The sequence below is a fragment of the Bradyrhizobium sp. UFLA05-108 genome (assembly GCF_059803455.1).
On record NZ_JBANAZ010000028.1, the window covers coordinates 34,820 to 54,560 of the forward strand.

At 63.5% G+C, this 19,741-nt stretch carries 12 protein-coding genes; 5 read left to right on the forward strand and 7 right to left on the reverse strand.

Translation table 11 applies throughout. The features are described 5' to 3' along the window. Nucleotides 1-23: 23 nt before the first annotated feature. On the reverse strand, nt 24-6,143 hold the full coding sequence (locus SO140_RS21305) for an AAA family ATPase (protein WP_449381290.1): 6,120 nt from the start codon (nt 6,141-6,143) through the stop codon (nt 24-26). A gap of 596 nt (nt 6,144-6,739) precedes the next feature. Next, nucleotides 6,740-7,732: a LacI family DNA-binding transcriptional regulator gene (locus tag SO140_RS21310; RefSeq protein WP_449381291.1), complete on the reverse strand. Its 993-nt coding sequence runs from the start codon at nt 7,730-7,732 to the stop codon at nt 6,740-6,742. Nucleotides 7,733-7,844: 112 nt separating this feature from the next. Between SO140_RS21310 and SO140_RS21315 the strand changes: the two genes are divergently transcribed. The 5 genes from SO140_RS21315 (at nt 7,845) to SO140_RS21335 (ending at nt 14,752) form a co-directional block, all read left to right on the forward strand. After that, entirely contained in the window at nt 7,845-9,143 is a 1,299-nt protein-coding gene (locus tag SO140_RS21315) for an ABC transporter substrate-binding protein (RefSeq protein WP_449381292.1), read from the forward strand. A gap of 151 nt (nt 9,144-9,294) precedes the next feature. Next, nucleotides 9,295-10,212 (forward strand): carbohydrate ABC transporter permease, encoded by a 918-nt coding sequence (locus tag SO140_RS21320; RefSeq protein WP_449381315.1) that lies wholly within the window; start codon nt 9,295-9,297, stop codon nt 10,210-10,212. Next, nucleotides 10,209-11,258 carry a carbohydrate ABC transporter permease gene (locus SO140_RS21325; RefSeq protein ID WP_449381293.1) on the forward strand — a complete coding sequence of 350 codons (1,050 nt, stop codon included), beginning with the start codon at nt 10,209-10,211 and terminating at the stop codon, nt 11,256-11,258. Before SO140_RS21320 ends, SO140_RS21325 begins: the two co-directional genes overlap by 4 nt. 16 nt (nt 11,259-11,274) lie before the next feature. After that, nucleotides 11,275-12,348, forward strand: coding sequence for an ABC transporter ATP-binding protein (locus SO140_RS21330; protein ID WP_449381294.1), 1,074 nt, complete (start codon nt 11,275-11,277; stop codon nt 12,346-12,348). Nucleotides 12,349-12,397: 49 nt separating this feature from the next. Then, nucleotides 12,398-14,752, forward strand: coding sequence for a glycoside hydrolase family 31 protein (locus SO140_RS21335; RefSeq protein ID WP_449381295.1), 2,355 nt, complete (start codon nt 12,398-12,400; stop codon nt 14,750-14,752). A 37-nt stretch (nt 14,753-14,789) separates the two neighbouring features. On the opposite strand, the gene SO140_RS21340 is transcribed toward SO140_RS21335, so the two are convergent. The 5 genes from SO140_RS21340 to SO140_RS21360 are packed head-to-tail and all read right to left on the reverse strand — an operon-like array spanning nt 14,790 to nt 19,718. After that, nucleotides 14,790-15,887 carry a Gfo/Idh/MocA family protein gene (locus SO140_RS21340; protein ID WP_449381296.1) on the reverse strand — a complete coding sequence of 366 codons (1,098 nt, stop codon included), beginning with the start codon at nt 15,885-15,887 and terminating at the stop codon, nt 14,790-14,792. 48 nt (nt 15,888-15,935) lie between these two features. Next, nucleotides 15,936-17,072, reverse strand: a complete 1,137-nt coding sequence (gene nagA, locus SO140_RS21345; protein ID WP_449381297.1) for an N-acetylglucosamine-6-phosphate deacetylase — start codon at nt 17,070-17,072, stop codon at nt 15,936-15,938. Next, a complete protein-coding gene (locus SO140_RS21350) occupies nt 17,072-18,097 on the reverse strand; it encodes an SIS domain-containing protein (protein ID WP_449381298.1) in 1,026 nt (341 codons plus the stop codon). The genes nagA and SO140_RS21350 overlap by 1 nt, the downstream gene beginning before the upstream one ends. Beyond that, a complete protein-coding gene (locus tag SO140_RS21355; protein ID WP_449381299.1) occupies nt 18,094-18,849 on the reverse strand; it encodes a GntR family transcriptional regulator in 756 nt (251 codons plus the stop codon). The genes SO140_RS21350 and SO140_RS21355 overlap by 4 nt, the downstream gene beginning before the upstream one ends. Next, on the reverse strand, nt 18,840-19,718 hold the full coding sequence (locus tag SO140_RS21360) for a glucosamine kinase nucleotide-binding domain-containing protein (protein WP_449381300.1): 879 nt from the start codon (nt 19,716-19,718) through the stop codon (nt 18,840-18,842). Before SO140_RS21360 ends, SO140_RS21355 begins: the two co-directional genes overlap by 10 nt. Between the last annotated feature and the right edge of the window lie 23 nt (nt 19,719-19,741).

Below are 19,741 nucleotides of genomic sequence, written 5' to 3' on the forward strand. Positions count from 1 at the left end.
GAGAATACTGATCGCTGACGCAATCAACTCGAGCGGTTGCGGTGCGCCCGTGAGTCGAGGACCTGACGAATCGACCGCGCCAAATCTGCCGGCCGGTAGGGCTTGCTGAGCAAGGTAATGCCAGGGTCCAGCCGACCGTCATGCATCATGGCGGCTTCCGGATACCCCGACATGTAGAGCACCGGCAGGCCAGGGCGCTGCCGAGCGACGGCTTCGGCGAGTTCGCGTCCGTTCATCCCGCCAGGCATCACAACATCGGTGAAGAGCAGATCAAACGCTGTGCCTCGGTTCACCAGGACGAGTGCATCGGGACCATTGGCAGCGGCGATCGTGCGATAGCCAAAACTCTTGAGCTGCGCCACTACATAGTTGCGCACCAGCTCGTCATCCTCGACCACGAGGATGGTCTCATTGCCGCGTTGTAGTTCGCTCCTCGGTGCAGCGTCTGAAATTGCCGCGGCCCGAGCCGAGCGCGGCAGATACAGGTTGATGGTCGTTCCGCGCGCTTCCTCACTATCGAGCCTGATGTGACCGCCGGATTGCTTGATGAATCCATAGACCATGCTCAATCCGAGGCCCGTTCCCTTGCCAAGCTCCTTGGTCGTGAAGAATGGCTCGAATATCTTGTCTCGTATCGCCAGCGGGATGCCGGCCCCGGTGTCGCTCACGGTGACCAGGACGAAGTCGCCGAGAATTCCGTCCGGGCCGGTGTTGTCCGCATCGAAACTCACATTCGCAGTGCCGAAGGAGATCTTGCCACCCCCTCCCATCGCGTCGCGGGCGTTCACCGCCAGATTGATCAAAGCGGTCGAAAGCTGACTTGGATCGATCAGCGCGTGCCAGCCATCGGCTTGCAGCGTCGAGCCGATCTCGACATGCTCGCCGAGCGTCGGCCGCAGCAGCCTGGCGGTATCGACAATGAGGTTGTTGACGTCGATATTGCGTGGTTGGAGGGGCTGCTTGCGGGCGAAGGCCAGGAGTTGGCTCGTCAGATCGGCGCCGCGCGTGGCGGCCTCATCGATCATGTGAGCGATGGCAACCAGCTCTGGTTGGTCCGAAAGACCATCGATCAGGATCTGTATGGTCCCAGTGATCACGGTCAGGATGTTGTTGAAGTCATGAGCCACACCGCCGGTGAGCTGGCCGATCGCATCCATCTTTTGCGATTGGCGCAGCTGCTGCTCTAGGCGCAGGCGATGGGTGATGTCGCGCCCGATGACGATGATCAGTTCTCGTTCTCCCGTCGACACGTGAGCGGCGGACAGCTCCGCATCGAGACCCTTGCCGTTAGAGCCATCCAGACGCAGCTGGAGCAGGACAGCTGAACCCGGCGCGAGCAGGCTGTCCACGTCGATCGCTCCCGCAGGATCCAGGACGGTTTGCAACGGGGCGCCGATGATCTGCTCGCGGGGCCGTCCCAGCATGACTCCGGCCGTGCGGTTTGCCTCGATCACCAACCCTTTCTGATCAAGCACCAGGATCGCATCACGCGCCTGCTCCATCAGCAGACGGTATTTCTCTTCCGCCTGCTTGCGCGCAGTGAGATCGAGTACGAACGAGACGCACTGATCGGCTGATGCGGCGAGCGAGGCGGAGCCGATCAGGACTGGGACGCGGCTGCCGTCTTTTCGGATAAACTCCTTCTCACGAGGTGCGTTCTGCCCCCATATCCGCAAGTGCTCGATCCGCTGCCTATCCTCGTTCCGGTACTCCGCCGGAGTCATGTCATTCCAGCGGACCGTGCCCGATACCAGCTCCTGCCTGGAGTATCCGGTCATGCTCAGGAAGGCATCGTTGGCGTAGCTGATATCGCCGCTACCGTCCCAGAAAAGTATTCCAATGATGTTGGAGTCGACGAGCCGTCGGATGCGGGCTTCGCGCTCCTGAAGGTCACGGTAGAGGAGCGTGTTTTCGAGCGAAATCGCAGCCTGAGCTGCTAGCAGATCCAGCACCGCAACACGATCGGGCGTGAACGCGTGCGTCGTCAGTGTGTTCTCGAGATAGAGCAATCCGGTGAGCTTGGCCTGCTTCATGAGCGGTAGGCAGAGGATCGATCTGGGAGGTCGGCGATGCACGTACCTTTCGCCGTAGAGCGGATCGGGCCGCGTTGCATCATCTACGATGAGCGGTTTTTGCGAACGAATGACGTAACGTACCAGTGCCTCTGGACAGTCAGGCGCCGAGAGAGGACTCGGATGCATCACAACCGTAAACTCGTCGCCCTTGGACTGGCCTTCGGCCTCGATCCAGAAGTCATCATGCCGCGACATGATCAGCAAGCCGCGATCCGCGCCTGCGTTCTGTAGCGCGATCTTCATCAGTGTTTCGATGAGCTTTGCCAGCTCAATTTCACTGGAGACCGCCTGAGACGCTTTCACCACGGTGGTGACATCCATTTGCTGGACGGTCGGCCTGCGGGCGGAACTGGTGTCCTCGGCGACGTGGAGGCGAGGATAGAGGCGTTCGAGCTGTCTTACCTTGGCATCGGCTCCCCAGCGGAGAAATCCGTAGTGAGCATCGCGCAGATAGGCATGGGCGATCTTCTCGAACCCGCGCGTCGCGTAGAAGCGCCCGGCGAGTTCGTTCGCGATTGCCTCATTCTGAGGAAACCCGTTTGTGCGCGCGGAGGCGACAGCCTGGTCGTAAAAGCGCATCGCATCGAGCTCGCGACCTTCAATCCGTGCAATCTCCGCGGCGACGAGAGCGGCGCGATCGGCGAAGTCTTCAGGGCAGATCTCGGCCCATTGCTGAAGCTGGCGATGATGGACCGCTAGCGCATCGAGACGTAGAGCTCGTTCGCTGGCTGTTGCGTTCTCGCCCGATGCGGCCTGCGCCAGCGCAGCATAGAAGTGAAATTCGACCCGGTCGAAAAGCGCCTTCGACGTCCAGAGCAGTTGATCGGCCTTCGTCGCCGCAGCGATCGCGCCGGGATCGTCGGCGAGCACACGAGCCTGCAGCTTGCGGACCCAGTACCAGAAGCCAGCCTGTTCCAGACGTGGGTCCTCCTCGAGGCGGCGTTCAAACTGCGTCTCGTTGAACTCGGCTTGATCGAAACAGCCAAACTTTGTGGTGAGGCCGCGTAGCGTCCGGACCAGCTGAAGCTGCCCGGCGAGTCGGTCGGCCGCCAGATCAACGCACGCCCGATGTGCGAATTCGAGTCCGGCCTCGGCCTCGCGCTGCACGTCGGCGAGTGGATCGCCGCAGGCGAGAAGATGCGTCAAGAGGTGATGACAGGTAAAGCTGGCGTAGTTGAGGTCGCCGACCTGCTGCGCGGCGTCGAAGGCCCGCCGGAGCCAGGGGCGGCCTGTCCTCACATGCCGCGTCCAGCTCCCGAAGCCGAGATAGACGCGAGCCTTGAACCGATCCAGTCCCTGTCGTTCGACGAGGTCGAGGCCGAGCTGGGCGAAGCGGTATCCGGCAGCATAGTCGCCGAAGTCGGGGCCAAGCACGGTGCCAAGCACGATATAGGCGAGACATGAGGCATCGGAGTTGCCGTATTCCATGCTCAGATTGGCCATGCGTCCGATGATGAGACGGCGCAGGCTCTCGTCGATGTACCAGGCGGGTGAGACAAGGACCGTGAGAACGTCCATCGTTCCGCGCGCGATCGGGTCGAACATCCGGGGCAGCTCGAGCAGGGCCTCGATCGGGCGCTCACCGATCTGTTGCCACATCCGCTCATATTCCCGCTCGACCTCCTCCGATGTGGGATGCGACGACCAGGCGATGCCGACGCGACGCAGATAGTCGAGAGCAACCTCGACGTCACGATCACTTGGCTCCATGCGCAGCCGGGTGACGGCGGCGAGGTCGGGTAGGGTGGCTGCACGGCTCGACAGCTCGGCAAGGCGGTCTTTCGCCGTTGCCTGCTCGCCAGCGAGGAACTCGCACTCGGCCCGGTGTAGCGCCAGAGCGAAGCTGAGCGCGTAGCGCTGCTCCCAGCAATCCTCTGGAAGCGTGGCCTCTCCGGCAGCGAAGTGAGCGAGTGCCATAGTCAAGGCGGACGCCCCCTTGGCACGCCGGCCGGCCAACAGGTTCAGCTCCGCTACCTTCACGCGCTCCTCGACCGCGGTGATCAAGGTCGCGCCGCGGTTGAGTTGGCTCACGATCTCGAAGACGTTTTCCTCGACCGCTCCCGGCGGGGTTCGCGCCGCGAACAGGCGGCCAATACGCAGATGGGCGGCGTCCCGTTCTCTCTCCGGGATAAGTGCGTAGGCCGCCTCTTGGAATCGATCGTGTACGAACCGATAGGCGTCGGCTTGGGGCTCTACGAATTCCTGTCGAACGGCGGGCCATAGGTCTGCGTGGACTTGCTGCTCTGATGTCCCGAGGACGATCGAAAGCACCGCGACCTCGGCAATATTTCCCAGACAGGCCATCTGCTGCAAGGCTGTACGCGTTGCAACGGGGAGCCGAGTGAGCTTTCCGAGCATGAGATCGATGACGTTGTCGGTATATCGCTTGGCATAGATGCGATCGAGATCCCAGGACCAGTGCGCCGCATCATGGTCAAACGCGAGCACTCCTTCTTCGACCAGCGAAAACAGGAACTGGATAGCAAAAAACGGGTTACCACCAGTTTTCTCGTGCACGAGCTGCACCAGCGACGCGGCGCGCTTCGGTTCGCAGCGAAGCGCATCCGCAAGCAACTGGGCGAGATGCCTGCTGCCGAGCGGCGCGAGCGTGATCTCCACGACCCGGCCATCCCGCGCCTTGATGGCCTCACGCATACGCATCACGGGATGAGCGGAATCCACCTCATTGTCCCGATAGGCGCCGATCAGCATCAGGTGCTTCAGATTCGACCGGGTCAAGAGATCTTCGAGCAGCTCGAACGTCGCCAAGTCGAGCCATTGCAAGTCATCGAGAAACAGCACCAAGGGATGTTCGGACCGGGCAAACACGCCGATGAATTGCTCGAACACACGGTGAAAGCGGCTTTGCGCGTTCTGGAGCGGTAGCTCTGGGACGGGTGGCTGTTCACCGATGATCGCCTTCAGCTCCGGGATCAGATCCACGACGAGCTGTCCGTTTGGACCGAGCGCGCTCAGGAGGTCGTGGTGCCACTTGCCGAGCTCGGTCTCGCTCTTGCCCAGGATGGGCCGAACGAGGCTCTGGAACGCCTTGGCGAGTGTCGCGTACGGGACGTCGCGCTTGTGCTGGTCGAACTTGCCCGATGCAAACAGCCCGCGTGAGGGCACCAGCACTTTATGGAGTTCGTTGACGACAGAGGATTTGCCGATCCCGGAATATCCCGAGACCAGCGCCAACTCGGGCGCGCCAGTCTTGACGATGCGCTCGAACGAGGCGAGCAGCATCTCGCGCTCGCGCGTTCTTCCATACAATCTCTCGGGAACGAGCAGCCGGTCGGGCGTGTCGTGCTGGCCCAGCTGGAAGTCGTCGATGCGGCGCCGAAGCTCCCACTCCGCGAGACAGCGCTGCAGATCTCTCTCGGCGCCGGCTGCGGTCTGGTAGCGCTCCTCGGCCATCTTGGCGAGTAGCTTCATGATGAGCTTGGAAATCGCGGCGGGGATGTTCGCAAATCGCCTGTTCGGCGGCTCCGGTTCTCTCGCGACATGGCAGTGCACCCACTCCATCGGATCGGACGCGGTGAATGGAAGCGTGCCGGTAGCCATCTGGTAAAGCGTGACGCCGAGTGAGTACAGGTCACTTCGGGAGTCGATCGAGCGGTTCATGCGCCCGGTCTGCTCGGGCGACATGTAAGCGAATGTGCCGGCTATCGACTCGGGCGTGGCTGGGGCCTGCCGTTCGCGCGGCCGGCGCGAAGCAAAGCCGAAGCCGGTGAGGTGCACGCTTCCCTCGCTGCGGTTCACCAGGATATTTGCTGGTTTGATATCCTTGTGCACCAGACCGCGCTGGTGGACCTTGCTCAGGGCCGCGGCGATCTGGGACGCCAGGCGCAGGAAGCTCCCCGTCTCCATGGGAGTGTCCAACAGCAGCCAGGTGAGCGGCTCGCCACCGAGATCTTCGAGAACAAGGATGGTACGGTTGCGATCTTGCACAAGCTCCATCGGCTTCGCGGCCCAGGCACTGTCCAATTCGTCCTTCAGTGCAAATTCGTGCGCGAGCCGATCAAGGCTTTGCGGGGGCGGATGTTCCGCCGCCGGGACGACGGCCAGCACAACCTCTCGTTCGCCGTCGATGCGTTCGCGGGATGTTCGGCACAGGAGAAGCCCTTCTTCGTCGCACAGAACCTGCGGGCCGTGGGCCCAGCCAGCGCCCATAAACGATGAAAGGTTCATATCGGTAAACCATGCCGCGGCCGAGCCGAGTCCAGCGCCTGAGGGGCTCGCCCGGTACTCCGCATTATCCCCCAAAGAGCTGCCCGGATGCGGCAAGGCGCGCCGTCACCGAATCTCCGTTTCCACGCGAGCGAGGTATGAGGGGGAGGACGCACGTACGACCCGTAACACCACGAGGCTGGCCCCTCACGCCTTCATTCCGCACTTGGTTCGATCGGCGAAACCGGGCGCTTTCAAATCGTATCATTTGGCTCAATCTCGTCAACGTGCCGCCTTCGCGAGGCAGGGCGAAGCGCATTCGAGCGGAAGGACGGATTGCCGCATGCCGGCATGCAGCAGGGGTCTGCTTCAAGCATTGCGTCAACTTAGAGGGGAGCATTGCGCACAGGATGCCGAGGACATTGCGAGCGCCCCCTTGCTCGAGATCTATCGCGAAGGACGATGAGTGTGACAAACGAATTAGGAGATGAGGGCTTTCATACCACACCGTGCGGCATGATCCGCTCCGCTTGGCCTCTGCCGTGCCAGACCTGGTCGAGCAGCTCGACGATCGGCTCGCCAAAATCCTCGTATTTCACCTCGATAGATCGCAGCCACGGTGCAATCCAGCGGTTGAGTGGGTTGCCATCGATACCGACAAGCCCGCAGCGTTCCGGAACTCCAATGCCGCTTTCACGAGCAAAGCGATAGGCGCCGTAGGCGATCTGGTCGCTGACACACATCAGTCCCTCGAGCCAGCCGCTGCGCGCCGCGAGCCGCCGGGCAGCCTCGTAGCCGATCTCGATGTGAGAGCGGCCGGCCGCCTCGGCCTTCAGGATTTCTGTGGCGCCGAGCGCACGCATGCGGCTGCAGAACCCCTTGAGGCGATCCCGCGTGACGGACGATCCCTTGGCGGGCGCCAGCACGCCGCAACGCCGCAGTCCCGCGGACCACAACATGTCGGCGGCGTCAGCGCCTGCCTTGATGTTGTCGATACCAACGAAGGCACCGCGCCCGAACGGCGGGCGGCGGTTGACGAAAACCATTGGGGCGCCGTCAGCGACGAAATCCTTCAGCACAGCGCTCGGCACGCTCGCGACCATGATGTAGCCGCGCACCACCTGCGAACGCATGACGTTGAGATATTCGTCTTGCAAATCAGGCCGATCGTGCGTGTCGCAGAGGATCATCACATAACCGGCGGCGCGCAGCGCGGCTTCGGTCGAAGCGGCGATGGCGGCCATCACGGGATTGTCCAGGTTGGGGGCGAGCATCGCGACGAGGCGGCTTTCCCGCCTGCGCAACGTCCGGCCGGCGTGGTTGGGGTGGTAGCCCACGACGGCAATGGCCTTGCGGACGCGCTCGACGGTCTCGGCAGAGGCCCGGCGCGTTTCGCCGTTGACGATGCGCGAGACGGTGGCGATCGAAACCCCAGCGGCGGCAGCGACGGTCGCGAGTGAAGGGGGTGCGGAGCGTTGTTTGCTCGTCATTGATCGGCTCGGTTGTGTGATCCGCTGAACAGGAAGAATACAGCGATTGACAATTTAGGCAAACGTTTGCCAAACTACCCCTAAGAACCAAAGTATCGCCGGGGAGGACGTAATGAGAAGTATTACCCGACGCGCTATCAGCGCCTCTGTGCTCGCGGCCTGCCTCTTGGCCGGTAGTTCGGGCGTTCGCCCCGCCGAGGCGCAGACGGTCCTGCGGATGACCTGGTACTCGGACGGCAACGAGGGCGAGGTGATGGCCGATCTCCTCCGCCGCTTCGAGGATAAGAACCGCGACATCCACGTCGTTCTGGATCAGGTACCTTTCAAGGCCATCAACGAGAATCTGCCGGTGCAGCTGGCTTCAGGGCAGGGGCCTGACATCGCCCGCGTCGGCGACATGGGCGGCCTTGCCCGCTATATGCTCGACCTGCGCCCTTACTTGAAGAATGCCGACTACTGGGAAGCGAATTACGGTCCTTTCCTGAAGTGGATGCGGGTGCCGGGCGACACGTCCTCGATCCCCGGATTCATGACCCAGCTGACCGTGACCGGTCCTTTCGTCAACAAGACGCTCTTCGAGCAGGCAGGCGTCGCAATGCCCGCCTCGAAAGCGTCATGGGAGGACTGGGCAAAGGCGACAAAAGAGGTGGCGGACAAGGTCCAGGCGCCGTTTCCGATCGCGTTCGACCGTTCCGGTCACCGCTTTTTCGGCATGGCGATTTCGGAGGGCGCCGCCGTGTTCGACGACAAGGGACAGCCGGCGGTCATCGACGACGGGTTCAAGCGCGCGGCCAAGCTGATCTATGACTGGCACAACACAGGCGTGATGTCGAAGGAGTTGTGGGGCTCGGTGGCGGGGGCGACCTATCGCGGCGCCAACGAGGAATTCAAGAACGCCCAGGTCGTGATGTATGAATCGGGCTCCTGGCAGATCAGCCAGTTCGACAAGACGATCGGAACTGCGTTCGACTGGGTTGCGGTGCCGACCCCGTGTGGGCCGGCCAACTGCTCCGGCATGCCGGGCGGTGCTGCGCTCGTCGGCATCAAATCGACCAAGCACCCTGAAGAAGTGGCGCGCGTGCTCGATTACCTCGCGAGCGAGGACGTCGTCGCCGAGTTCTATGCCCGCTCCCTGTTCGTGCCGGGCCATCTCGGCCTCGCCCGCAAGGGCCTCGACTACAAGGATGCGTCGCCTGTTGCGAATGCTGCGCTCAAGGTCTTCAGCGACGGTGTCAACCAACTCGCGCCGGCGGCCAATCAGTTACAGGGCTATCCGGCGAGTCGCGTCATCCTCAACGCGGTGATCAGCCGGCTTGGCCAGGCCGTCTCAGGCGAGATCACTCTCGATGAGGCCTATAAGCGCATCTCGGGCGATGTCGAGCAGCAGCTCGCCGAGCGCAACAAGAAGTAGGCGCTGGACACATCGCGGCATGACCGATTTGCCAACTGGCATTGAACCGCAGGCCGCGCCGACGGCCACGCTGCTCGCGCGCTTGCGCCGCGCGGGCGAGACGGCGCTCGGTGTGGTGTTCGGTACCCTGCTGCGCCTCATCGATCGTCCGATGCGCCTGTTGCAGGAGCTCATCGGCGAGCGGCGAATGCCCTATGTCTTTCTGCTGCCGAATCTCATTTTCTTCTCGTTGTTCGTGTTCGTCCCCCTTGCGATCGATCTGGTGTTTTCGTTCACCGGCGGGGAGTCGCTGTTTCCTTCGCAGCGACCCTATGTCGGAACCGATCAGTACGCCTATCTGTTCGATTGCGGCTCCTTTTTCGATCCCGCTTCGTGCCGGGTCGATCATTTCTGGCGCGGCGTTGCGAATACGCTGCGTTTCACCATCTTCCAGCTCGTATCCATGGTGACGTTTTCGCTCGTCACTGCGCTGGTCCTGAACATGCGGATCCGCGGCCGCGGCTTTTTTCGCGCAGTCTTTTTCTTTCCGGTGCTGCTGTCACCGGTCGTGGTTGCGCTGGTCTGGAAATGGATCCTGCAACGCGACGGCCTGCTGAACGCCGGGCTCACCACGATCGGCGGGCAGAAGATCCTGTTCTTCGTGGATCCCGGCTGGGCGATGTTCTGGTCGGTGTTCGTCTCGGTCTGGGCGCATATGGGGTTCTACACGCTCATCCTGCTCGCGGGGTTGCAGGCCATTCCAGCCGATCTCTACGAAGCGGCGCAGATGGACGCGACGCCGCGCTGGCGTGTGTTCTGGCGGATCACGCTGCCGCTGCTCTGGCCGAACCTCATCGTGGTGATCGTGCTGGCGCTGATCCGCGGCGTGCAGACATTCGACGAGGTGTTCGTGCTGACCGGCGGCGGACCGGGTACCGCAACTCTGATGATCGTGCAGTACATCTACGAGACGGCTTTTGCGAGCCAGGTGCAGAATTTCGGCCTCGCTGCGGCGGCTTCAATCGTGCTCGGCGTGGTGCTGTTTCTGCTCACGCTGGCGCAGTTGTCTCGCACCCGGAGCGCCTCATGAAGCCAATTCAGCTGCTGCGCGCCCGCCGTCGGAGCGGGCACTGGCATTGGACCGACATCGCGGCCTATGCCTATCTCGGGCTCGGCGTCTTGCTGATGTTCGGGCCCGTCGTGTGGTTGGTCCTCTCCTCGTTCAAGACCCAGGCAAGCCTCCTGGAATTTCCGCCCTCGCTGCTGCCACGGTCCCAGCAAGAGGTCAGAGTGCAGGGCTTTCCGCAGCCGCTGCCACTTTTTGCAGCCACTCTCGACAATGGCGAGCGTCGCGAGCTCGCACAAGTTCGGCGCATCGGCTTGATCGCACAGATGATCGATCCGGCCGATCCCAAACAGCAATATCGCGTGCCAACCGCCAAGCTCGCGCCGGTTCGGAACCTGAGTTTCGTGACCGCGAATTACACCGAGCCACTCCAGAAATTCGCCTTCACGCGCTATCTGTGGAATTCGGTGTTCGTCACGACGATCGCAACTCTGATTACACTGCTCATCAATTCGATGGCAGCCTACGCTCTCTCCATCTATGAATTCAGAGGTAAGACCGCTGCCATGCTGATGGTGATCGGCACGCTCATGATCCCGATCACCATCATTCTCGTGCCGGTCTATCTTGTCGTCACGAAACTCGGCCTCGTCAATTCGCTCTGGGCGGTCATTCTTCCGGGCGCCGCGACGCCCACAGGCGTCTTCCTATTGCGGCAATACATGCTGACGCTGCCGCGAGACCTCATCGAGGCGGCGCGCATGGACAAGGCAAGTGAGTGGCAAATCTACTGGCGGATCGTCATGCCGCTGGCGGCACCGGCTCTGGCGGTGCTCGCCATCTTCTCCATCATGTGGCGGTGGAATGAGTTTCTGTGGCCGCTCGCGGTGCTCACCAAGTCCGAATCCTTCACGCTGCAGATCGGTCTCAACGCCTTCCAGGGTGAGCTGCAGACCCAGTGGAATTATCTCCTGGCGATGACGGTGGTGTCGCTGCTCCCGGTGGCGCTCGTCTTCGTCTTTCTGCAGCGCTTCATCGCGACGGGAATAGCCAATACGGGGATGAAATGATGGCGGGGATGTCGTCATGGCTGGCCTGACTCTCAAGGGCGTCCGCAAGGCCTACGGAACGATCGCCGTGATTCACGGCGTCGATCTCGCGATCGCCGACGGCGAATTCATTGTCTTCGTCGGCCCATCCGGCTGCGGCAAATCGACCTTGCTGCGCATCATCGCCGGGCTCGAGGAGGTGACCGACGGCGAGATTGCGATCGATGGCCTCGACGTCACGCGCGTGGCTGCGTCCGACCGCGGTCTCGCCATGGTGTTTCAGTCCTATGCTCTCTATCCGCACATGACTGTCTACAGGAACATGGCGTTCGCGCTTGAGAACATGGGTCTTGCTGGTTCCGAGATCGACGCTCGGGTTCGGCGCGCGGCCAAGATGCTGCGCCTCACCGAGTATCTCGAGCGCAAGCCGAAGGCACTGTCGGGCGGTCAACGGCAGCGCGTGGCGATTGGTCGTGCGATCGTCCGAGATCCCAAGATCTTCCTGCTCGACGAGCCGTTGTCCAATCTCGACGCCGAACTGCGCGTTGCAACCCGCAAGGAGCTAGCGGCGCTGCATGCCGAGATCGGCGGCACCATGATCTACGTCACTCACGATCAGGTCGAGGCGATGACCATGGCAGACCGCATCGTCGTGCTACGCGGTGGCCGGATCGAGCAAGTTGGTACGCCGCTCGAACTGTACAATCGGCCGGACAATCTCTTTGTGGCCGGCTTCATCGGCTCGCCGCGCATGAATCTGCTGCCGGTGCAGGTGGTGTCGCCGGGGCTGGTACGCATCGGCCAGGCCGGTGAACCGATCAAAGTAACGACGGGCTCGCTCGCTGCGGGCGCATCGGCCACGCTTGGCGTGCGCCCCGAGCATATCACGCTCGCCGACGGCGCGGCCGATCTGTCACTCATCATCGACCTCGTCGAACAGCTCGGCGGCGACACGTATTTCTATGGCAGCGCGCCCGGCCTGCCGCAGATCACGGTGCGCCAGGGCGGTCAGTCGCTACGGGGGCGCGGCGAGGCTCTCCCGGTCCGTTTCGAGCCGGCCAACCTTCACCTGTTCGACGCCGAAGGGGTTGCCGTGCGGCCAAGCCGCTGAATCCTGAGGCAGGCACGATAGAACAAGATCAATGATGGAGTGCTGAGACATGAAAGCCCTGGTTGAGGGTCGCTATCGCGGTTGCGAGGGCGGAGCCGCAATGTTCGACGTCGGGCAGGGAGCCACCATTGTGGTGCGCATCCTGGAGCGCGATCTCGGCCGGGTGACGCTTCGCCGCGCTGGCGGCTTTCGACTTGACCGCGGCTGGTCGCTGGCGCCCGGCGGCATCGAGCCGCCGTATGGGGGACGCGACCGCGATGATGTTTCGGGATTCGCCAATCCCACAATAGCGGTCACAGTGGGCGAGGGTACCGTCACCCTCGCGGCGGAGGGGCTGACGGCCGAGGTCACGCTTCTTCCGTTTGGCATCGCCTGGCGTCGCGACGGTGAGGTCGAGCCATTCCTGCGCGACCGGCCGACCCAGGCCTATTTTGTCTCCAACAAAACCCCGGCCATCGCGCACGTGATGGCTCGCCATCCGGACGAACGCCATTTCGGCCTCGGCGACAAGGCTGGACCGCTGGACCGCACGGGGCGGCGCTTTGCGATCGACGCCGTCGATCCCTGCGGATTCGATGCGGAACTGAGCGATCCGCTCTACAAGATGCTACCGTTTGTCATCGTCGATGGGCCGCAAGGCGCTCACGGCATTTTCTATGACAATCTCTCGACCGGATCGGTCGATCTCGGCTGCACGATCGACAACTACCATGGCACGTTCCGGTCTTATCGCGCCGATGACGGCGACCTCGACTTCTACGTGCTGGCGGGACCCAATGTGCGCGATGTCGTGCGTCGTTTCTCCTGGCTCACCGGGGGCCAGGCGTTTACGCCGCGCTGGTCGCTCGGGTTCGGTGTCACGTCGATGGCGATCGCGGATTCGCCCGACGCGGACAGGCGGGTTACGGAGTTCATCGCCGACTGCCGGCGCCACGCCATCCGTTGCGACAGCTTCCATTTCGGCTCCGGCTATACCTCGATCGGAGGGCGGCGCTACGTATTCAACTGGAACCGCGACAAGTTTCCCGATCCATCGGCGACCATGGCGCGACTCGTCGATGCGGGCACGCAGCCGGTGACCAACATCAAGCCGTGTCTGCTCGACGATCATCCGCGGCTCACCGAGGCCATCGATGCCGGCATTTTGGTGAAGGACAAGGTGACGGGAACTCCGGCCGTCGCGCAGTTCTGGGATGGCGTCGGCTTTCACGTCGACTTCACCAATCCCGATGGGCGCGGCTGGTGGCGCGCGGGCATTGAGCATGCGCTGCTCGATCATGGCGTGGTTTCCATGTGGAACGACAACAATGAGTTCGAGATCTGGGATGAGGACGCGGTCTGTGCCGGCGACGGTCGCCCCTTCGCCCAGGCGCTGGCGCGCCCGGCCCAGGCGTTGCTGATGACGAAGCTCTCCTTCGAGACACAGGCCGACCGATCGCCATCGCGACGGCCCTATGTCATCACCCGTGGTGGGCCGGCGGGGCTTGCGCGCTATGGCCAGACCTGGTCGGGCGACAACGAGACCGCCTGGAAGACGCTGCGCTTCAATCTCACGCAGGGCCTCAACATGAGCCTATCCGGGTTGTTCAACATCGGCCACGATGTCGGTGGTTTTCATGGCCCGAGGCCAAGCCCGGAGTTGCTCTGTCGTTTCGTCGAGTTCTGCGCACTCTGGCCGCGCATGATCATGAACTCCTGGAACGACGACGGTTCGGTCACTCTGCCCTGGATGCACGCATCCGTGCTGCCGCAGGTGCGCGCGGTGATCGGGCTGCGGCACCGGCTGCTGCCCTATCTCTACACGCAGATGTGGCGCGCCAGCCGCGACCATGAGCCCGCGGTGCGTCCGCTGTTCTGGGACTTCCCGGACGATGCGGCGGCGAGAGACGTCGAGGACGCCTTCATGCTCGGTCCCGACTTGCTCGTCGCTCCCGTGCTCGAGGAGGGCGCTTCCGAACGCCGCGTCCAGCTGCCTGCGCACGAAGGTGGTTGGTACGATTGGCACGATGGCCAACATTTCTCCGGCGGGCAGACGGTACAGGTCGCCGCGCCCTTGGGACGCCTGCCCGTGTTCGTCCGCGCGGGAGCCATGATCCCGGTCGTTGATATCGATTCGGCCGGCAGTCCGGGTGAGCGGTCACTTATGATCTTCGGCGCACCAGCGGTGCATTCAACAGCCGATCTCTACGAGGACGACGGCGACACGGCAGCTTGGCGCACCGACGCCTTGCTGTTGTCCTTCCGCTTGTGCCGGAAAGCGACCGGCCTGGAATTGACGGGAAGGGCGCGAGGCGGTTTCCGCCCGACGTTCGACCGTTTGCATGTGAGGCCTGTTGGAGTGGCGGAGCCCTTGAGCGTCGGCACGATCGAAGGACCTATAACACTTGAAGTTCGGAGCGGCTAAGTAGCGTGCGCGTGACGCCAAAGCTCTTATGCCGGCGTTACAGACGCACAATTTCGCCGCTTCGGACGCTGGCATCGGCGGCAAAGACAATGCTCAGCGAGTTGATCGCGGCCTCGTGATGCTCGGATAAATCGATCTCGCCACGGATGGCCCTGAGAAATAGCCGCTGCTCGCGCTCGCACAGCTCCTGATGGCCTGGTTCGTCCTCGGTCGAGAGGAGTTCGTCAGGCCTCGCGAAGCGGCCTTCCAGGGTGCGGGCTGCGTGATGGATACGGAGCGCGTTGGTGCGCGTATGCGTGTCATGGTCCGCTGAGCTCACAGTCATATCGGCGCTTTCCTTCGCAACGATCGACACGCTGCCATTCGGTCCGATGATATCCTTCACAAAATGAGCGGTCTCGCTCATCATCGGTCCCCAACCGACCTCGTACCACCCGACCGATCCGTCGTCGAACAAGATGTGAAGATGGCCGTAATTGTACATGCCAGATGCGATCTCGTCCGTGAGCCGCGCGCCGACCGCATGCACCGCGGCCGGCCGAGCGCCCGTGACCTGACACATGATATCGACATAGTGGACGCCGCAATCGACGATCGGCGAGGTCGACAGCATGAGTTTCTTGTGAACCTCCCAGAACGAGCCGGCGGATTGCTGGTTGAGATTCATCCGCATCACGAGCGGCTTTCCGAGCGTGCGGCCTATCTCGACGAAGCGCGACCATGACGGATGGACGCGCAGGATATAACCGATCAGCAGCGCCTTTCCGCTCTCTCGCGCGGCGTCGACGACGTGCCTCGCAGCCTCCAGCGTGTCGGCCAGCGGCTTTTCGCAGAACACATGCGCACCTGCAGCGAAAGCCTGAAGAGCCATGGCGGCGTGATGTTCGGTGTAGGTACAAATCGCGACGGCGTCCGGACGCAGTGTCGCGAGCGCCTCGTCGTATCGTTCAAAGCGCGGCAGACCAGGAAACTCGGCCTCGAGGTCCTGGCGATCAGCCGCGCGAGACGTGCAGAGGCCAATAAGTTCGAAGCCTTCGATCGCTGCGTAGGCGCGAGCGTGGCTCGTTCCCATGGTACCGAGCCCGACCACGAGAACACGGATGGGGTACGCTGTCGACAAGGATGAAGATGACATGGCTCAATCGCGTCCTTCAATCGAGACAACGGCTGCCAGATACGTGCGTCAGGAGCCGTCAGATGGTCGACCCTCGATCCAGGTTTCGAGCACGCGCAGATCGTCGTCGAGATGCACGAGGCTCGCCAGATGTCCCGGCGCGATGCGGCCAAGCTCCGTCTCGCGTCGCAGAAACGTTGCCGGAACGCGCGAGGCCATCGCGAGAGCATCGGCGAGATCGAGCCGTAGGACGTTGACGGCATAACGCACTGCCTCGTCCATGGTCAGCACGGAGCCGGCGAGCGTGTCATCGTCGAGCCGCAGGCAACCATCAACGCTTGTCACGCGGCGGCCCAGCAGATTGAATTGATCGGGACCACCGGCCGCTGGCGGCATCGCGTCGGTAATCAGCATGAAACGATCGCGCCGCTTGGCGGCAAGCGCGATGCGCAGGTTCGCCTCATGCACGTGATGGCCGTCGGCGATGATGCCAACGAACGGCTCGTCGAGATCGAGCGCGGCACCGACCATGCCCGCCTCACGCACGGCCGGCGCACTCATCGCATTGAACAGATGGGTGAATGCCCGCGCGCCGGCTTCGACCGCGGCGCGCGCCTCCTTGTAGGTCGCCTCGGAGTGGCCGAGCGAGACGAGCACGCCATGCCGGGAAAGTTTGGCGACGCTCTCCACCCCGACCCGATTGGGCGCGAGCGTCAGCATGACGGTGCCGCAATTCGCTCCGACGATTGCCGCGACGTCGTCCGGCTCAAGGTTGCGGATGTATTTCAGCTCATGCGCGCCCTTGCGGCGCGGATCCAGGAATGGTCCTTCCAGATGGATTCCAAGCGAAGCTGGCGTCAGACGCCGCGCCTCGCGCGCGGCGGCAATGGCGGTGGCCGTCACTTGCGGCGCGTCGGTTATCAGCGTCGGCAGCAGCCCGACGGTGCCGTGCTTGCGATGCGCGGCGGCGATACGGGCAATACCTTCGGGCGTCGGATCCTCGTTGAACAGGACGCCGCCGCCGCCATTGACCTGCACATCGATATAGCCGGGCGCCAGCAGGCCGCCGTCGAGATCGCGTACGGCGCCGTCGGGTCTCTCGGCGTAAGGGACGATTGCCGTGATACGCTCGCCTTCGACGACAACGGCATGGTCGTCGAGAAAGCGTTCGCCATCGAAAATCCGCGCGCCGGACAGAACGATCATCACACAGTCTCCGTCACCTTGCGCAGGTTGCGCGGGTGGTCAGGATCGCGCCCGAGCCGGAGCGCAAGCGCCTCGGCAAGGCGGTAGAAGCGATGGATCATGATGATGGGTTCCAACAGCGTTGCCTCGACTTTTGCCGTAGCGAGACGATCGGTCTCGTCAGCGCCCCCCGCCTCGATTGCAATCACCATCGCACCGGCATTGGTCAGGGCCGTGAGCGTCGGTAGCATGCCCTCTCGCGCCGCGTCGGACGGCAGGAAGGCAATGACGGGAAAGCCGGAGGCCACAAGTTCGGCCGGACCGTGCAGCACCTCCGCCGCGGAGTAGGCCTCGGCGTGAATTGCGCAGGTCTCCTTGAGTTTCAGCGCCGCCTCCGCGGCGATCGCAAGCGTCGCGCCGCGGCCGAGCACGAAGGCGCTCCGGGCATTTGCCAGTCTCTCCAGCATCGCCGAGGGCGGCGGCGCCGCTTGCCCGAGCAGGACGCCCGGCAGGCCGGCGAGGGCGTCTGCGAGCTGCCGATCCTCGCGCCAGGCCGCGACGAGGCTCGCGCCCGCGACGAGGCCCGCAACCATCGATTTGGTCGCGGCGACGGAACGTTCGGTGCCGGCGCACAACGGCAGCAGTACTTCGGCCTCTTGCGCGAGCGGTGAGGCCACGTCGTTGACCAGAGCGACGGCCAGCGCACCGCCACGTCGTGCGGCGCGCTGCATTTCAATGATGTCGGGGCTGCGTCCCGATTGCGAGATCGCGACGGAAACGCCGCCTTCGAGCCGCATCGGCGTACGATAAAGCGTCGCGATGGAGGGGCCGATGGAGGCACAAGGCACCCCCGAAACAATCTCGACGAGGTATTTCAGATAGAGCGCGCAGCAATCAGACGAGCCGCGGGCGATCGTTGCGACGAGCGGCGGATCGAGGGTACGCAGACGCGCCCCAAGTTCGGCGAGCCGCTCTGCATTCTGGCTAAGCTGGCGCGCGACCGCATCGCCTGCCTCGTCGATCTCCTGAAGCATGTGGGTCGTCATCGGTGCGCCTTTCGGGTCGGTGGCGACAGCGTGAGTTCGGAGACGAAATCATAGGCGTCGGCGCGGTACCAGGATTTCGTGAACTCGACGCAGGATCCGTCGGCGAGGTAGGCGATACGCTGGATATAGAGCGCCGGGCTGTCCGGTGCGACGCCGAGCAGCTCCGCATCCGCATGATCGACGAGCGTCGCGCGCAAGCGCTGCAGGCCGCGGGTGGGCTTGAAGCCTCTCGTGGAAAGCGCCTCGTAAAGCGAGCCGCCGACCGAGTCCTGTTCAGGAAGAAAGCGTATCGGCACGGCGGCGCGCTCGATCGCCATGGGCGAACCGTCGGCGAGGCGCAGGCGTCCGAGCCGGAACACGCGTTCGTTCGGTCGTACGCCAAGCATCATAGCCTCTTCCGGCGTCGGCAGGAACACACCGCGCTCAAGCTCGCGCGAGCTCGCCTCCAATCCGCGCAGCCGCATGTCTTCCGTGAAACTCGTCAGGCGCGAGGAGGGCTGTTCCACGCGCGGCGTTGCGCGATGGATGAAGGTGCCGGCGCCATGGCGGTGAAACAGCACTCCTTCGGCGATCAGATCGGCAATCGCCTTGCGCAGTGTGGTGCGCGATACGTCGAGCAGCTCGCACAATAGGCGCTCGGCCGGAAGCAATTGTGTCTCCGCGAAGCGTCCGGTCTCGATCTCGCGCCGAAGCGCGTCGACCACCGCACGATACAGCTTCTGGCCCGGAGCGGTTTCGACCGTTAGGGACATGCCGCGTCCTCCGCGAGCGTTCCGCCGGCCAGCAGGATTGCGCCGTCGACCGCGTCGCGCCGCGGCGGGGCGAGGCGCTTGGCCACATCAGGCGGCAAAAAGGGCCGCAGGGGCTCGCCGAAGCCGCCGGCGAGCGCAATGCGCTCCGCGCCGAGCGCATTCAGCGCGTTCGCAAGTGAAGCTATCGCGCTGGCTGCCTCGCCGACAATTTCGCGTGCGCGCATGTCTCCGGACCTGGCGACGTCCAGGATCTGGGGCGCGAAGGCGCCGTAGTCTCTGGGCCTCGCGTCTGCTGCCCAGCGGCTCATCCGCAGTGGATCGTCATCGAAATGGCGCCCGAGCGCTTGCGCCAGGCCGCTCATCGGCTCGAGGCCATCGATCGCACGCAGCGTCGCGCGCAACGCCGACTCGCCGAGGCGTGCGGCAGATCCGTCGTCGCCGAGCCAGAAGCCGCGTCCGCCGATGATCGTCGTTCGAGCTCCCACCCGAGCGATGCCCGCCGAGCCCGTGCCCGCGATGATCAGGCCGCCGTCGCCGAGGCCATTGGCACCGACGCAGGCGGCGACAGCATCATTGACAGCGACGATGCGCGCAAAGCCGGGCAGGGCAGCGGAGACGCGCTCTGCTTCCTTGTCGTCCGAAAGCCCGGCAAGGCTAAGGCCGATTGCGATCTCCTGCTTTGGCGCGCCGGCAGAGATCGCGGACTCGATCGTTTCACGGACGACCCGCATGGCCTCGTCGAAATCGAGATAGATGTTCGATGCCGGCCCGAGACCGCGCCCGAGCTCGTGGCCCGACGAATCCCGCAGTCTCGCGCGGCAGCGGGTCGCGCCGCCGTCCACACCGAGGAAGAACTGGGCCGTCGCCAAGGAGCCTCCTAAAAAATTTCTTA

Excerpts from the sequence above, each read along its gene's own strand:
- SO140_RS21330 (WP_449381294.1), top strand. The coding sequence starts at position 11,275 with ATGGCTGGCCTGACTCTCAAGGGCGTCCGCAAGGCCTACGGAACGATC.
- SO140_RS21340 (WP_449381296.1), bottom strand. The coding sequence starts at position 15,887 with ATGTCATCTTCATCCTTGTCGACAGCGTACCCCATCCGTGTTCTCGTG.
- nagA (WP_449381297.1), bottom strand. The coding sequence starts at position 17,072 with ATGATCGTTCTGTCCGGCGCGCGGATTTTCGATGGCGAACGCTTTCTC.
- SO140_RS21325 (WP_449381293.1), top strand. The coding sequence starts at position 10,209 with ATGAAGCCAATTCAGCTGCTGCGCGCCCGCCGTCGGAGCGGGCACTGG.
- SO140_RS21355 (WP_449381299.1), bottom strand. The coding sequence starts at position 18,849 with ATGTCCCTAACGGTCGAAACCGCTCCGGGCCAGAAGCTGTATCGTGCG.
- SO140_RS21335 (WP_449381295.1), top strand. The coding sequence starts at position 12,398 with ATGAAAGCCCTGGTTGAGGGTCGCTATCGCGGTTGCGAGGGCGGAGCC.
- SO140_RS21315 (WP_449381292.1), top strand. The coding sequence starts at position 7,845 with ATGAGAAGTATTACCCGACGCGCTATCAGCGCCTCTGTGCTCGCGGCC.
- SO140_RS21320 (WP_449381315.1), top strand. The coding sequence starts at position 9,295 with ATGCGCCTGTTGCAGGAGCTCATCGGCGAGCGGCGAATGCCCTATGTC.
- SO140_RS21350 (WP_449381298.1), bottom strand. The coding sequence starts at position 18,097 with ATGACGACCCACATGCTTCAGGAGATCGACGAGGCAGGCGATGCGGTC.
- SO140_RS21310 (WP_449381291.1), bottom strand. The coding sequence starts at position 7,732 with ATGACGAGCAAACAACGCTCCGCACCCCCTTCACTCGCGACCGTCGCT.